The sequence below is a fragment of the Nocardioides salsibiostraticola genome (genome assembly GCF_054783655.1).
The window spans coordinates 1-14,292 of sequence record NZ_BAAGQD010000002.1; the positions used below are offsets into that span (position 1 = coordinate 1).

Genomic DNA, 14,292 nt, shown 5'->3' on the forward strand with positions numbered 1-14,292 from the left:
TAGAGACATCGCTGATGGTGCTCGCGCCCCCCTTCAGCGCGTGGCTGTCACCTGATCGTGCAGCAGGCCAGATTTGGTCGCGGCGAACCGTCCGCTCATGCCGAGATCCGGATACGGACTCGACCATTAGCGTCCGAGGACCTGATGTTCCTTATGGCGATCCCCATCGACCGATCTTGACCCCGTTGATCCCGAGCGCTCGTGCGCGAGCACAAGAGCCGTCCAGTCGGTGTTGATCACCGACCCCACAGCCTCGTCCGTGTACTTAGCGCTGAACTCCGGGCGCTGTCGTCGCATGATGCAACCCCTCTCACGAAGTGTCCACCGTCAGGGGTCAAGGCCACAGCCAGGGCGGGCGGGGATTCACTGTGTCGCCGTGCCAGCTCAGGTCGTCGTCGTACTCGACACCGAAGGCTTCGAGACGCTCATGCGCCAGGAGGCTGTCTGCAACCCCGTCAGCACAGGCAACGAGCGTGCTGTCCCAGTCGATCTCAGTCGCGATGCACCACGCATGGTCTCTGGGCCAGATGAGATTTGCTGACTGCACCCAAGCACTGTTGTCCATCCCGGGCCAGTTCATGTAGGCACCCATCGCGGCGACGAAGAGCCGGTAGGAACGGCCGCCCCAACCCGGCATCAGCGGATACCGAAACTCCGCCTCGGTCCATGACCCGAAACCCTCCCAGACCCCGTAGATGAGATCACCATCAGACGGACAACGCTCAAGGATGGCGGCCAAGATGGGGGCAGGCACCGAGCCTTCTTCGGGGTCGATGTCTGATGAACGGCCGGTACCGTTGAAGCGAGGCGAGATGCTCCCCCATTGCACGAGGGGGTGGACGTCTCGAGCGTTGGCTCGCGCGACCTGAGCCCAGGAACGCCCATCCCCGGCCGGGTGGAGGACCCGCACCACCCGCGCGAAGCCGGTCGGAACCACTGATCCCACCCGTACACCGGGAGCACTGTGATCCAGCAATCGATCGTTGATCCAGTCCCCGAGGGCGCCGTCAGTGGGTTGAGGCGAGAAGGGCATATCGCCATTGTCGCTTGTCTGCCGAGGTCTCGCCTTCAGTCTCCGAAGCGTCTGGTCAGACTCCGCCCTCGACGTCGGCTCTGGGAAGCGACAGTGCGGCCGCGCTGGACGAACTCGCCACGGCCGCGAGCCAGCGGGTCACCGAGATGCCCCCGCTGCTCCCAGTGGCGAACAAGACCTCCGACACTGTGCGTCTGACCAGCGCGGATGGGCAGAACACAGCCACCGTCGACTTAGACAAGTCCTTTCAGTTGGCGTCCAAGCGAGTTTGCGATTCGCTGCCACTCACCGCCAGTGCCTCTGATGGCCGGGTGATCGAGGAATCCATGCAGCCACGTAATGGGCAGACCTGGACGATCACGGACAAGCGAGGCGCACAGCCTGGGTGGCGGCCCGAACCATCCGCTCCTGCTTTATATGCACGTGATCCTCGCGGACATGCCGATGAGCGGATGCGTCCTAGCCCGGCGTAGGACACGCGCTCCTGTCAGGGATCGGACGTTTCGAAGGTGACTTGAAGGGATCTGGGCAAGTACTGCTGTTAAGGGTGACCGACCTCCTCATTCGATGCTGGACCGAGCAGGGCCGGGGTCTCGCGGGACCGTGCGCGGTCGCCAGCCATCGGGTGCACAAGACTCCTATCGAGATCTGCTCGAAACTAGATCACAGGATGCTTCAACCTTCGGGATGGTCCGTGCGTTAAGAGAGTGTGGAGGTGTCGATGCGCGGGCAGGAGTCGTTCGAGGAGTGGGCGTTGGCGCGTCAGCAACGTTTCGTGCGCTCGGCCTACCTGATGACCGGTGACTTCCAACGCGCCGAGGATCTCGTCCAGGAAGCGTTGATCCGCGCGGCACAGCGTTGGGGCACCTTGCACAGCGGTCAACCTGATGCGTGGGTCCGGACGGTCATTTTCCGTGAGCATGTCTCATGGTGGAGGCGGGTGCGGCGTGAGACCCTCACCGACCAGCCGCCCGAAGGTACCCACTGCACGCCTGGCGAGGCGCCCGTGATGGTCCAGGCGGCCCTTGCCCTGCTCACGCACAAGCAGCGATCCGTACTGGTGTTGCGCTACATCGAGGACCTCAGCATCACAGAGACCGCGACCATTCTGGGCGTGAGTTCCGGGACCGTCAAAAAGCAGTCCTCGGTTGCCCTCGCCCGCCTTCGGGAGATTGCTCCCGGTCTCGAAGAACTAGTGGAGGAACGGTCATGAAGTTCACCGACCTAGTCGATGAGATCGAACTGCCAACGACCAACGTGGCCCAGGGGGCATGGGCTGCCGCTCGCCGCAGGATGCGCCGCCGACGGACCGCGGTGGTTGGCGCCAGCGCAGTGCTGGTCCTTGTGGTGTCCGCGGTGGCGCTTCGAGGTGCGCCTGAGCCGGCTCAGCCATTCGTTGAGGACCCTGTTTCGGTTGGGCCTTTCGTAGCGACCGATTTCCCTGCCGATTCGGACAAAGTGAGGTCGGAATCCAACCTTCCCGCCCGGGTGACCGAGGATGATGTCCGTGCTGACGCGCCCCGCCTGTTCGACGAACCGATCGAGCAAGCCGTGTTGGTGGCGGCCACCGTCTATGACTTCGACGAGCGCGGGTACGACGACCAAAGGATCACCTTCTACGGGACCGACGGCGAGACCCGGTCCCTTGTCCTCTCCGATCTCGGACTCACCCAGGACGAGTTTCAGGGGGTTGACGGCTCGGGTTTGGGAAACCTATCCCCGGACGGCCGACGTTGGGTGTTCGCTACGACGAAGCGGATCGTCGTCCTCCGGTTGGCCGACCTAGACGTCGTATCACTGCCGGTGCCTGATGGTCTCCAGCCGATCAACGCCACCTGGACCGGCGCCGGAACCATCACTTACGGGGTTGCTGAGAAGTACAGCCTGACTGTCGAGACTGACCTCGACGGGTCCGTGACGCGGCGCGGCAGCCCACCCTCACGTGTCTTCCGGGATCGTGACGGACGCGTCTACCGTTTCCAGTCCGATGAAACCTCACGTCTTCTCATCAGCGAGCCCGGTGGCGCCGAGGTTTCCCTCTCATACTCGTTGGAGGATGGCGAGTTTGGGCCCGGCGCGATCAACCCACCCGGACTCTCCTCGTTCGTCGACGACCTTGGTGACGACACCGATTTCGCGAGGGACGATGGGGACAGCGCCCTCAAACTCTTCAAGCGCGTCGACGACCGGTTGGTTCCGACGGCCCGATTGCAGTGGGGTGACCGGCTCACCGGAGACGAGATCCTTGGGATGCCCACATCGGACTCGGTCCTTATCCGACATGGCGAGGACCTGTGCCTCTGGGCACCGTTCGCGGAGCAAGCCATTACCTGCCTGGCCGAGATCTCTGATCGACTGGGGATCAGCGTCGCGTTTGACGTCGTCCGCATCGACTGACGGCCCATTGCTTGATAAGCAGAATCCGGCCTGCGCCAAGCCGTCCACTGGACATCAACCCAGGCTCCAGAGCGCCCGCTCGGTCGTGCCGATGACCGCGCCCTGCGGGGGTAGTTCATTCCTGGGGGTTCAGACTGTCGCTCCGAGGGGCTGGTGCATTCTGCCTACATGGCACACACGAACGACTGGTCCTCATACAGGACGCTTCGCCATGCCCAAGATCCAGTGACCCTCCACCGCGATCTGATCCTGGCTCAAGCCCCCGGGGTGATCGCTCAGGTGGACTTCGTCAGGCTCTATGACGTCGGTCTGACATTCGAGGTTTCGCTCAGGGTCACAGCGGAACGGCTTCGTCAGACGACCGTGACCTCTATCGAGATGTCCGAGAGTCTGTGGGTCGATACCCCTGACGTACAAGTCAGCGCCAGCATCGACGGGTTGCCACTGAGAAGGTTTCACGCAAACCAGGACTGGAGCGACGACCCAGGACTCCATGCAACCGGAGGCCAATGGGGAATCGACGGCCCAGGCGGACACGCGAAGTGTCCGTGGTGGATCAACGCCATTCCTACCCGAGACCTCTCTCTGTACCTCAGTTGGCAGGCGCTCGAACTTGAAGGACATCTCGCGCTCGACGCCGCCACTTGGCGACAACGACTTCCACACGTCCCCAACCCGTAGCCCGCGTCCGCACATGCCGCGTAGCGTGAACGCTTCTGGAGCTGCGCGGCCATCCGGTTCTGCCGCTGTCAGCACCGCCTCCCAGTCGACGATCTAGTGTGTCCCTCATGCGCGCGCAAGAGGATCGAGACGAGCAGACGCTACGCATCGCGAGGTGGGTTGGCGCGGTCGTGCTCGGTGTTGGGCTGTTCCTGTTGGTATCGGCTGTCGTCGATTGGCTCGCCTGAGCGAAGTGACCGCTCGTGCCGCGATCCGCGCGGTCATGTCGATGAGCAAGGATTGCCACGCAACACCACATAGGGTCGGGACTCGTGACCAGCGACGTCCCCAACGTGCCCTCCCTCCCATCAGCGCCGCCGAAGCAAGTGCGCGCGATCAGATGGGCGGTCGGTACGTGCGCGTTCCTCGCCGTGATCGGTTTCTTCGACGGAATCGTGATGGCGGCCCGCCGTCAGGAACGACCCTGCAATATCGATGACTACATTCCTGAGGGCGTCACCGACTACACCTGCTACGTCCACCCGCAAGCCGGGCTCGGAATCGCCATAGTCGTGATGTCAGTCATTCTCGGAATCCTGGCCGTCCTCGTAGGCATCGTCGCGACCGAGATCGTCCGGAACCGGGAACCGGCCGAGTAGGTATATAACCACCGCTCTTGCCGCTGAGTGCGTACTTCTGTCGAGACCTGGGAAGTCCTCGCATGAGGTGGGCTGGCGCTCATCATGACCGGAGACGTCGAGTCCCGTCGGGGTTACCCTCCGAAGATGAGAACCTTCGGGATTGAAGAAGCGAACGAGCACGACGACGCCACCGCGAGCATGACGACTGGCGTGCACGGCCAGATTCTGAACATCAACGGGTGGTTCGCTAGCCACGCTGACACCGGTACGCCCGGACCGCATGTTCGATTGCTCGCCAACGACCGCAACGGTGCCGTCCTCAAGACCAGCCAGATCCCCGAACTCATCCAGTGCCTCGACCTCGTCGCTGAGCGCATCGACCGTCAGTGGGAGCGGCAAGGAAACCAGTACCTGCAAGGCTTCGGAGACGCGCCGGACGACAACGACCCCGCCGTCATCCGGGAACGACGCATTGACGACCTAGTTCTACTCCAGAACCTGCGCTCGCAGTTCGCTGAGATTGCCGAGATCCTTCTCCGCTCCGAAGACATGCATGACGCTTCGACCGCCATTGCGCCGCTGCTCGGCATCGATGAGACGGAGGTGACTGGCCGACTCAACAGCATCAACTTATTCGCTATCACTCGTGTCCCGAGCGAGGCAGGCAAGAAAGAGTTGGATCGCCTACGCCAAGAACCGTAGCGCGCGGATCTGCCGCCGAGGGTGCGCGGTCCCGGGGAGAGGGCAGGTTTGCCCTAGGGTCGGCGCTCATGAAGATCGAGGGCGTAGATCCGCGGGACACCCAATGGGAGACTGACTGGCCGGACTACCGCGTCTACTTCTGGTACCAGCCACCCGCGTCCCCTGTCACCGCACAAGAGCAGGTGATGTGGCACTGCGCCGAGTACCGGTTGAGTGAGGCCAACGACGTTCAGGAAGTCCTTGACTGGGCGCGCAGCAGCGCCAGGCCCGACCAAACTTTCGTCGTCTACGCCGAGCACCGCGACGGTCAGCGTCACGGGCTCGTTCGCCTGTTCGGGACAGATCCCAACAGCGCTGCGTAGACGCGCGGATCTGCCGCGATCCGCGCGACACCGCCATGGGCTTCTGCTGCGATCCGCAGCAGAAGCCCCTGGCGGTGTCGATGCTTCATGTCGCGGAGGCCATGAAGGCGGCGAGGATGTAGTTGGGGTGCCGGTCGAGGTTGTTGCGTGCTCGGTCGTATCGCATCGTTGTCCGGGGGTCCGCGTGGCGGGCTGCGATCTGGACGTCACGCAGGTCAACTCCCGCGTCGAGCATCGTCGTGACGAATGTGTGTCTGAGCATGTGTGGGTGCATCCGGTCGATCGTGACTCCGGAAGTCCGAACCAGGGCTCGTAGCCGTCGAGTGGCCGCGTGCCGGTCCATGCGTCGGCCTTGACCGTTGAGAAGTAGCGGGCCGCTCTCGCGGGTTCCTGCGGCACGGTCGATCGCTCGACCTACGGCGGGTGAGAGCGGGACCTGGGCGATCTTGTCTCCCTTGCCGTGTACGCGGAGAACTCGGTGTCCGCGGATTTCGCTGAGTGCTTCGATGTTGGCTCCGGTGGCCTCGAAGATCCTCAGCCCGAGCAAACCCAGCATCGCGACCAGTGCGAAGTCGTTGTCATTGGTCGAATCACGGCCGGCAGTGAGCATGGCCTCGAACTGCAGGTGGCTCAGCCCTAGGGTCGGCGACTCCGGGGGGACCTTCGGGCGACGGACGTACTCGGCTGGTGAGTGTTCGAGGACACCGTCGATGACACAGGTTCGGTAGAAGCCCGAGAGTACTGAGAGGCGCCGGGAGACAGTTGAGGGCTTGAGTCTGCGCACTTCCTGCATCCAGCGTAGGAACAGTTCGATGTGTGCGCGCTGGGCTTGAAGCGGCGGGAGTCCGTGGTCGTGGCACCAGTTCAGGTAGATGTTGAGATCGGAGGCTGTGTGAGCACGGGTCTCGCCCTTGTAGCGAGCCAGGTGCGCTGCGACAGCCAGGTGCAGAATCTGATCGTCGTGGTCGATTGTCACGGGAAGCATGTCGGTAGCGGTCATAGCCCAGCAAGAACCCGGATGGCGCGATCGTCAACGGAAGGTCCGTTCCGTTGCCGCGCGGATCGCGGCAGATGCGTGCGTATTCGTCAGGCGGTGGAGGCGCACGCAAAGTACGTTTCGACGAAGTAGCCGCCTTCAAGCAGATCCACACGCACACGCGCTTCAGCGGTCCCATCCTCGCGCAGGATCCAGGCGCGACCCATCGAGTCGTCCAGCACGAAGTCAGGTCCGTAGCGACCCCCGCTCAACGGACCCGCGAGCCAAGACTCGACCGCCTGCTCCGCCGATCTCGATCCCCCCTCGGATCCATCGCGAAACGGAGGGCTTGCCTGTTGACGCAGATCCGTCGCGCAGGTCAGGCGAACAGGTGGCTGGGTCACCGCGTTGGCTGAGACCGGAGCCTCAGACGAGTCAGAGCGAGAAATCCCATCGGAGACTTCGGCATCCTGACCGGTGCATCCAGCCAGAGCCAGGCAAGAGAGCCCGGCGACGGCGACCACTCTGACTCTCATGGACTTCATACTAGGCATGACGGCACCGTCATCAGAACGGTTTCATGCGTGAGTGCAGGCCCGAGCGTCACCTACGACCGCACACTGGCAGCGCCGCGCACACTATGCGGCTACTACGGTGGCCGAACACCGGCAGAGCTGGCGCAGACTTTCACCCAGACGGGAGACTTCAGCCGGGTGTACGAGCAAGACCCCCGCCGCGCGATCGTGTCCATCGTTGGGCCGAGGGGCGCCGTCGTCCAAGCGCTCTCGGTTGTACGGGGCGACGATGGAGTGTGGCACCTCGGTGGACTGGCCGGGTGCGACAGCACCTACACCGGGCTTGCCGATCTGCCCCCGCAAGGACAGATCTCCCACCTCGACGTCCGGACCGGCCGCGGTGTCCGCAGGTCTGTTGCTGGACGCGTCGTCGGCACTCATCCAGGGCGTCGCCGGCTAGACGGACCACGTGAAAGGGATCCATCACCGCGACCGCGTCGGGGAGTTCTTCGGTGGTGGCGGTCTTGAAGCCGGTGAACCCGTCCATCGCGACGACCTCGACACCGGCACGCCACGCCGGTGTGCCGTCGACGAGCCATTGCTTGAACGCGTGCTTAGACCTGCCTTCGACCATGTCCAACAGGTGCGATGGGCCTGTTCCGTCACGGATCGGGGTGAGGTCGATGATCACGGTGACGTATTTGTCGCCCCACCGGTTGTGCCGCCACACGTGCTCATCGACGCCGATCACACGGACGTCGTCGAACCGGTGCGGGTCATCGATCAGGACGCGGCGTCCTTCGGTGAGGACGGCGTCGTTCGCGGTGTTCCATGCCACGGAGAGTCCTTCGGCGATCCGGGCGACGGTGAGGTGTTGACGCACGATCGCGTGCAGCGCCCAGGCCAGGCCGCCGCGGGAGATCTTCGAGCGTGGATGGGCGGCGAGGCTGGCGTCCTGGCGCCACACGTGGCCACAGCCGATGCACCGGTAGCGGCGGACCCGGACTTCCAGCACTGTCGGGCGCCACCCGAACGGTTCATGAGCCACACGCCGGATCACGGTGCCACGGGCGATCCCTTCGCAGCCGCACCGTCGGCACCAGTCGTCCGGGTCGAGGACCCGGCACGCCAACACCGCCCGCTTGGGCTCGAGGCGTTGGCCGACCACCACGAGGCCGAGTTCATTGAGGCGGCAGAACGTAGTCAGATCAGGGCAGGCGAAGGTAACGTCAGACATGTCGAGGTCTTCCAGATGGGTAGCGTGAGAACTCCCATCATCGGAGGACCTCGACGCCTACCCTGGCGACGGCGCACCAACCCATCTACACCCTCGATTGTGAAGAGCCTCTTTAGTCCAAGCTCGCTACCCCGCTCGCGGCGGAGACCCCCAGCAGCAATGCTTGGGCCAAGATGTCGATCTATCGCTGTTGTCAGCATCTCCCCAAGGCCGGTCAAAGTGGACCTCGAATTAGCACGGTTGGGCACTTCGCAAGTGCTCCAGTGCCATCGATGGGAACGCCCACACGCGAGATCCACCAGTCTTTGACACGATCACTGGGCAGGTAACGCGACCCTCCAAGCCTCGTTTCGAAGGCTGCTAGCCCCCCGTTGCGTTCGGCCAGGTTGCTCAAGCAGATCCGCGGCGAGATCAAAGACAGTACCGTGCGCTGCACACAGCGGACCCGTCTCGGACCCTTTTCCTACCCATCGAACAGGTGTAGTAGCAAGAGTGATGGGATGAGCCACAACGCCAACAAAATACCACTCCAAAGCATCGCGACCGACGCGCTAAAGACAATCGGGTACCCCAGCGAGTTCACGTACATAACTAGCGTCGCGAGCACCACTGCGCTACTGATGGCTAGCACGAAAGACTTCCGCAACGGCGAGAACGCAAGCACAACAGAAGTCACGCTTGTATATGCCAACCCATAAAGCAACTCTATTGGGGGGTCTTGGGCGAATATGAGCCAGTATGAGGCTAGCACCAAGGCGAAGCCACAGAAGCCGAACGAAACGAGAACCGGAAGGTCGCAGTTCGACTTAAGAGTGGCCTTATAACTTCTCGTGACTCTCACTTCCGCTCACAATCTCCAATCGGATGCGACGCTCCGTCGACGGACCGGTGAAAGTCGGCTGACGTAGCCTTTCAATAGAGTGCATGTCAGGGGCTCCACTCCCCGCCGATTTCCTCTACGCCGCAGATGAGGGGCGCTAGGCAGAAAAAGCTGCTCGACGATCTACGGATAAGCTTCTTGCCGTATGCCTCAGTGTGTGGATAGACATAGGCTTCGTGCGCGGGCACTTTCTTCCGAGTGCCTGTGATCCTGGCCACTCCGCCGCGCCAACGGCTTACGTGAATGTTGTAAGACACGTTGCCACCGATTTTGCACATCGGGTTGGGAACGGCATGGTCGACGTAGACAGACATATAGCGAGCGGCACCATTGGGCTTGGTCACCTTCTTCGCATTGTGAAACCTGATTCCTTTACTGCTTGCTCTCTTCTTCTTCTCACTAAAGTACCGGATGCCAGTGCCAGTGAAGTGCCAACTGCCCAATCGGTGAGTGACACCGATGTGCTTGCCAACATCTAACGTGCCCGTCGGCCAATTAAAGAATACGCTGATGCGAGTGCGGTTTGGCGCTTTATAGTAGGAAGTCCAACTTCTATCATCTCCGGCAAACTTGCCGCAGATTGCGTAGGCACTCACTTCGGCAGACGGAATGAAGGTCCGGTACCGAAAGGCGCTAGATGTTTTCGGATAACTACGATCCTGCAGCGCCTCATCAAGTGTTGGGATCACGACCTCAGCGGAAGCGGAGGACAGAGCGACTTCGGAGTCGGAACCCGCACTGGACGCGGTGCAGGCCCCTGAGGCCCCGTCGCCGCCTCTTGCCACCGTCGGTGCGGACGTTGCCGACTCTGCGGGCACACCTCGCTCCAGGTGACCCTGATCAGTCTGAAGGCTATAAGCTACGACCTCAAGATTATCGCTAGTCGCCATCTCGGTCGGGCTAAGCGTCTCAAGATTGTCTTCGTGATCCATGTCTATGGTGGATCCCGTTTCGTCAACAGCTTCGATTCCACTTTGCTGCGCGAGCCCTGGCAGTTCTGCTTCGTGTGCTGTAAGCGTCGCCCGCACTTCATCCGCAGGAGTTCCCCGATAGACCTGGACAGTTACGGTCTCGCCTTCGACAGCGCCAGCGTAGATGGGAGCGGTAGGATCCGAGACATCGTCAGGCGCGAGCTCTGCGGGGGTTCCTTGTCTAGCCACAGAGACTGAGTCGTCGCTCGCATCGATCTCGACCACCCAATCACAGTTGTTCGTGGTGACGGGCTCGGATTCCATCTCGGGCGATGCCTGGGGGCCTGTCTGCGCATCCTCCAGGATGGCGATCACATCGGCGGCGGCTTGTTGGTGGGTGTACGGGTCACCGGTCCCTTCGTTGCTCGTCACGCCCTCATCAATCAGGGCACGAACTTCCCCCTCAGTGGTCCCGAGGTCGCTTAGTTCGATGATTCGCTGTACCTCTGCGTCTGTTACCACATTGGGATCACGCGGTATCGAGTAGCTGATCGACAAGTAGGGTCTCAAGTTGGTATTCCAGTGGTTGCTTGAGACGAATCCGAGAATCTTCTTGGTGTTTTCGCTCACCTGCCGAATCATCACGCCGTGATAGTTGAAGGTCGGCGGGGTAGCCAGCCATCCCTTGACGCGGTTGCTGATGTTGAAGGACTTCCACCCGCTGGACGAGCCTCCAAGCGAGTGTGTATTGCTGGAGATCTGTCCACTGGGGCTACCACCGGACCACTGCCTACCGTTCTTGCATGCGTACTTCCAAGAGGCGCAATTCCCCCAGTCGTACGAGGGGTGGTAGAGCGCATAGCTGGTGGCACCACCGCTTCCCGTAGTCCAACCGGCGTTTAGATACAGCATGGCTTTGGCATCGCTGATCACAGCGTTAGAGGGAATACCCGAAAGGCTGAAGTCGAGGAGCCCGCGCCGGCGCTTGAGGTTGTTGTCCGCACCGACCTTCGTCTTCGTGTCACCGCAGTGCGTCGTGCTGACGCTGCTTTGGTTCAGCCAACAACTTTTCTGAGTATTCTTGCTGACGGTGGGATCGATGGCGACGGGATAGACACGCGCGGGGTCCGTAAGCCACTCGAGGTCAGGAGTAATGGTGAAGCGCCACGCCTCTTTCTCGCCGCCCCAGGGCTCGATTTCGTAGCGCACCGCGTTGGTGTACTCCGGCTCGGGTGCCGTTGAGTCATTCATGATTCCCACAGGGATGAAAAGTTCGACTGTCCCATCCGGCGCGCGGAACTCCACCATCTGGTCCTCGGTCAGCACCGGCGTCAACTTAGAACTAACGGTGAGACGGTATTCGTAGACCGGCGGGACTGTCGGGGCACCCTCAAGGATGATGGTCTCCTTGAGTCCACTTTCCGTGGCCTCGTAGATGATTTCATCGGCACCAGCAATGTCTTCGAAGATCGCCTCCGCAGCCTCGATGTCAGGCTCGACATCCTCGACGCCTACCATCTTGAGCTTGACCCAGTTGCCATCCTCTTCCATCTTCACTGGGGTATTCGCCGGATTCTCCGGAATCTGCACCGTGTACGAATTGGCCTCATTTTCGGCAGCGAACCGATCCCCCTCGGTCTCGACCAGATCGTTGCTGATCGGCTCCCAGTCACCAGATTCATCCTGGTAGTTGACCGCGCTCCCGTAGATCGTCGTCGTGTACGTTCCGCCCTCTTCGCGAACGGTGACCGAATCCTCGGTAGTCAGTTCCTCGACCGGGCCGACCTCGACTGGCTCGATAGCCGCCTCCCGTGATTCCTTGGGCGCTTCATTCACTGCAGGGTCCGGAGTCGTCGCTTCTTCTGCCGCTGCACCTACCGCCGGCATCTCGTGCAATAGCGTGAGCGCGAGAACAGCCGACACGGTGCCAGCAAGCAGCGCTCGCGGGCCAATTGAGTGTCGCATGCGGCGAGTCGCTTTCGATTCCGAGGGGAGCACGACGTTCCTTCCGAGTTGGGAGGCACGACGTTAGGCGAGCCAAGTGGACTTCCGAAACACCTTCACGACTTCTTCATAGGGCGCTCACGCTTCTTGACAGGTCCGGCGGGGGTGCCAGTGTCCGACCGGCCTTTGCGTCGCCATACCGAATCAGTTCAATGTGGGGACTGGGACCATGTTGGTAGGACATCGACAACTCGAAGGACCGCCCGTGTGCCGAGTAACGCAGCGTTGCGCCCTGGGCTTCCGCCAGCTGCCGCTTGACGTGACCCATAGGGACCCCCCCGGAGGGTTGGGCTTACCGACGAAGAGTTAGTTCAGTGGCATACCGTCGAGGTCGCCAGGCCCGTGACCGCCTTGAGTCGAAATTGGGTCACTGAATCGCCCCGGGTTTCGTAGAGGCTCTGGTGTGTCCCGGGTTCAGCGGAGTCAGAATTTGTGGATTCTGGTGCCTGACATCAGGAGGAACAGATGGGACGACAGGGCTACTCGGCCGAGTATCGGCGCAAGGTCCTCGATCTGCTCTCGCGCCAGGTCAAGGGGTCGCGAGCGTGGCGCATGACCTCGATATCAGCGACCAGGTGATCTACAACTGGCGCCGTCAGGGCCGCATCGACCGAGGTATTCAACCCGGGGTGAATACGACTGAGAACGCGGAACTCGCCGCGGCGAAGAAGTCGATCAGCGACTCCAGACCGAGCTCGAGATCAGTCGCCGAGCGATCGAACTGCTGAAGGAGGAAACCAGCCCATAAGGCGGTACGCGGCGATCAAGGTGATCGCCGCGGACAACCTCCCGGTGCAGGCCGCGTGCCGCATCCCTCGGTGTTTCGGAGTCCGGTTTTCACGAGCACCGCACACGGGCACCGTCGGAACGGTCGATCCGGCACGCGATGCTGACCGACCTGATCACCCAGGTCCACCTCGACTCCCACGGCATCTACGGTGCTCGACGTATTCACGCCGAGCTCACCCTGGGTCGCGGTGTGATCGTTGGGCACAACCAGGTCGAACTCCTGATGCGCCGCGCCGGCCTGGCCGGTGTCACGGGCCGCCGCAAGTGGAAACGGATCCGAACCGACGACATCGCTACCGACCTGGTCAAGCGCGATTTCGCCCGCGCCGGCCCGGATCAACTTTGGGTCACCGACCTCACCGAACATCCCACCAGAGAGGGCAAGATCTACTGCTGCGTCATTCTCGACACCTACTCCCGCCGAGTGGTGGGATGGTCCATCGATGCCTCACCCACTGGCGCCTTGGTCACCAACGCGCTGGGCATGGCGATCGACACCAGGCTTAGCAAACCGTCCCAGCCAGCCATTTTTGAGCCGACGGGAGGGACGATCATCCACTCCGATCACGGCGTCCAATTCGGTTCCTGGGCCTTCACCCAACGAGCCAAGGAATCAGGGCTCTTAGCCTCGATGGGCAGCATCGGCGACTGCTATGACAACTCCATGATCGAATCGTTCTGGTCACGGATGCAGGTCGAACTCCTCGACCGGAAGAAGTGGAACACCCGCCTCGAACTCGCTAACGCGATCTTTGAGTACCTCGAGATCTGGCACAACCGGAAACGTCGTCACAGCCAACTCGGATGGCTCACACCGATAGAGTTCGAACGCAACCGCATTATCACCGTGGCATGAGGATCCAAGCAATCTGGACACCGTTGAACCCGGGACACACCAGAGCCTCTACGAAACCCGGGGCGATTCATGCCTCCAAATGAGGGTGCCCGGATCTCGGCATGAGCGGGTGCTTGGGTCTGCTGCTCGGTCAGGCGACAGCGTGGACCAACTTGCTGATTCTATCGCCAGAACTTCCGTGGGAAGCGGATTGGCGGTGAAGATCGGCCAATTCGTATACGACAGTAGAGACATCGCTGATGGTGCTCGCGCCCCCCTTCAGCGCGTGGCTGTCACCTGATCGTGCAGCAGGCCAGATTTGGTCGCGGCGAACCGTCCGCTCATGCCGA

The 14,292-nt window shown here is 61.9% G+C and carries 10 protein-coding genes and 2 pseudogenes; 8 read left to right on the forward strand and 4 right to left on the reverse strand.

Going from position 1 to position 14,292, the window contains the following annotated elements; all coding sequences use genetic code 11:
- Window positions 1–334 precede the first annotated feature (334 nt).
- Entirely contained in the window at window positions 335–1,033 is a 699-nt protein-coding gene (locus ACYVLV_RS02355) for a hypothetical protein (protein ID WP_460807402.1), read from the reverse strand.
- A gap of 721 nt (window positions 1,034–1,754) precedes the next feature.
- Between ACYVLV_RS02355 and ACYVLV_RS02360 the strand changes: the two genes are divergently transcribed.
- The 6 genes from ACYVLV_RS02360 to ACYVLV_RS02385 all read left to right on the forward strand — a co-directional run bounded on the left by ACYVLV_RS02360 (window position 1,755) and on the right by ACYVLV_RS02385 (window position 5,795).
- Window positions 1,755–2,246 carry a SigE family RNA polymerase sigma factor gene (locus ACYVLV_RS02360; protein WP_460807413.1) on the forward strand — a complete coding sequence of 164 codons (492 nt, stop codon included), beginning with the start codon at window positions 1,755–1,757 and terminating at the stop codon, window positions 2,244–2,246.
- Window positions 2,243–3,430: a hypothetical protein gene (locus ACYVLV_RS02365; protein ID WP_460807404.1), complete on the forward strand. Its 1,188-nt coding sequence runs from the start codon at window positions 2,243–2,245 to the stop codon at window positions 3,428–3,430. Before ACYVLV_RS02360 ends, ACYVLV_RS02365 begins: the two co-directional genes overlap by 4 nt.
- 168 nt (window positions 3,431–3,598) lie before the next feature.
- Complete coding sequence (locus tag ACYVLV_RS02370; RefSeq protein ID WP_460807406.1) at window positions 3,599–4,111, forward strand: hypothetical protein; 513 nt, start codon at window positions 3,599–3,601, stop codon at window positions 4,109–4,111.
- 311 nt (window positions 4,112–4,422) lie between these two features.
- Window positions 4,423–4,749, forward strand: coding sequence for a hypothetical protein (locus ACYVLV_RS02375; protein ID WP_460807407.1), 327 nt, complete (start codon window positions 4,423–4,425; stop codon window positions 4,747–4,749).
- 126 nt (window positions 4,750–4,875) lie between these two features.
- Window positions 4,876–5,433 (forward strand): hypothetical protein, encoded by a 558-nt coding sequence (locus ACYVLV_RS02380; protein ID WP_460807408.1) that lies wholly within the window; start codon window positions 4,876–4,878, stop codon window positions 5,431–5,433.
- A gap of 68 nt (window positions 5,434–5,501) precedes the next feature.
- Complete coding sequence (locus ACYVLV_RS02385) at window positions 5,502–5,795, forward strand: hypothetical protein (protein WP_460807409.1); 294 nt, start codon at window positions 5,502–5,504, stop codon at window positions 5,793–5,795.
- An 85-nt stretch (window positions 5,796–5,880) separates the two neighbouring features.
- On the opposite strand, the gene ACYVLV_RS02390 is transcribed toward ACYVLV_RS02385, so the two are convergent.
- From ACYVLV_RS02390 to ACYVLV_RS02400, 3 genes and pseudogenes are all read right to left on the reverse strand, one after another.
- A complete protein-coding gene (locus ACYVLV_RS02390) occupies window positions 5,881–6,780 on the reverse strand; it encodes a tyrosine-type recombinase/integrase (RefSeq protein WP_460807410.1) in 900 nt (299 codons plus the stop codon).
- An 858-nt stretch (window positions 6,781–7,638) separates the two neighbouring features.
- A pseudogene (locus ACYVLV_RS02395) lies at window positions 7,639–8,523 on the reverse strand (ISL3 family transposase); the annotation flags it as partial.
- Between the two features lie 927 nt (window positions 8,524–9,450).
- Entirely contained in the window at window positions 9,451–12,237 is a 2,787-nt protein-coding gene (locus ACYVLV_RS02400; RefSeq protein ID WP_460807411.1) for a DNRLRE domain-containing protein, read from the reverse strand.
- A gap of 482 nt (window positions 12,238–12,719) precedes the next feature.
- Between ACYVLV_RS02400 and ACYVLV_RS02405 the strand changes: the two genes are divergently transcribed.
- Window positions 12,720–13,046, forward strand: coding sequence for a transposase (locus ACYVLV_RS02405; protein ID WP_460807412.1), 327 nt, complete (start codon window positions 12,720–12,722; stop codon window positions 13,044–13,046).
- Window positions 13,047–13,138: 92 nt separating this feature from the next.
- Window positions 13,139–13,963: pseudogene (locus tag ACYVLV_RS02410) on the forward strand (IS3 family transposase); the annotation flags it as partial.
- Window positions 13,964–14,292 lie beyond the last annotated feature (329 nt).

Excerpts from the sequence above, each read along its gene's own strand:
- ACYVLV_RS02355 (WP_460807402.1), bottom strand. The coding sequence starts at position 1,033 with ATGCCCTTCTCGCCTCAACCCACTGACGGCGCCCTCGGGGACTGGATC.
- ACYVLV_RS02360 (WP_460807413.1), top strand. The coding sequence starts at position 1,755 with ATGCGCGGGCAGGAGTCGTTCGAGGAGTGGGCGTTGGCGCGTCAGCAA.
- ACYVLV_RS02365 (WP_460807404.1), top strand. The coding sequence starts at position 2,243 with ATGAAGTTCACCGACCTAGTCGATGAGATCGAACTGCCAACGACCAAC.
- ACYVLV_RS02370 (WP_460807406.1), top strand. The coding sequence starts at position 3,599 with ATGGCACACACGAACGACTGGTCCTCATACAGGACGCTTCGCCATGCC.
- ACYVLV_RS02380 (WP_460807408.1), top strand. The coding sequence starts at position 4,876 with ATGAGAACCTTCGGGATTGAAGAAGCGAACGAGCACGACGACGCCACC.
- ACYVLV_RS02385 (WP_460807409.1), top strand. The coding sequence starts at position 5,502 with ATGAAGATCGAGGGCGTAGATCCGCGGGACACCCAATGGGAGACTGAC.
- ACYVLV_RS02390 (WP_460807410.1), bottom strand. The coding sequence starts at position 6,780 with ATGCTTCCCGTGACAATCGACCACGACGATCAGATTCTGCACCTGGCT.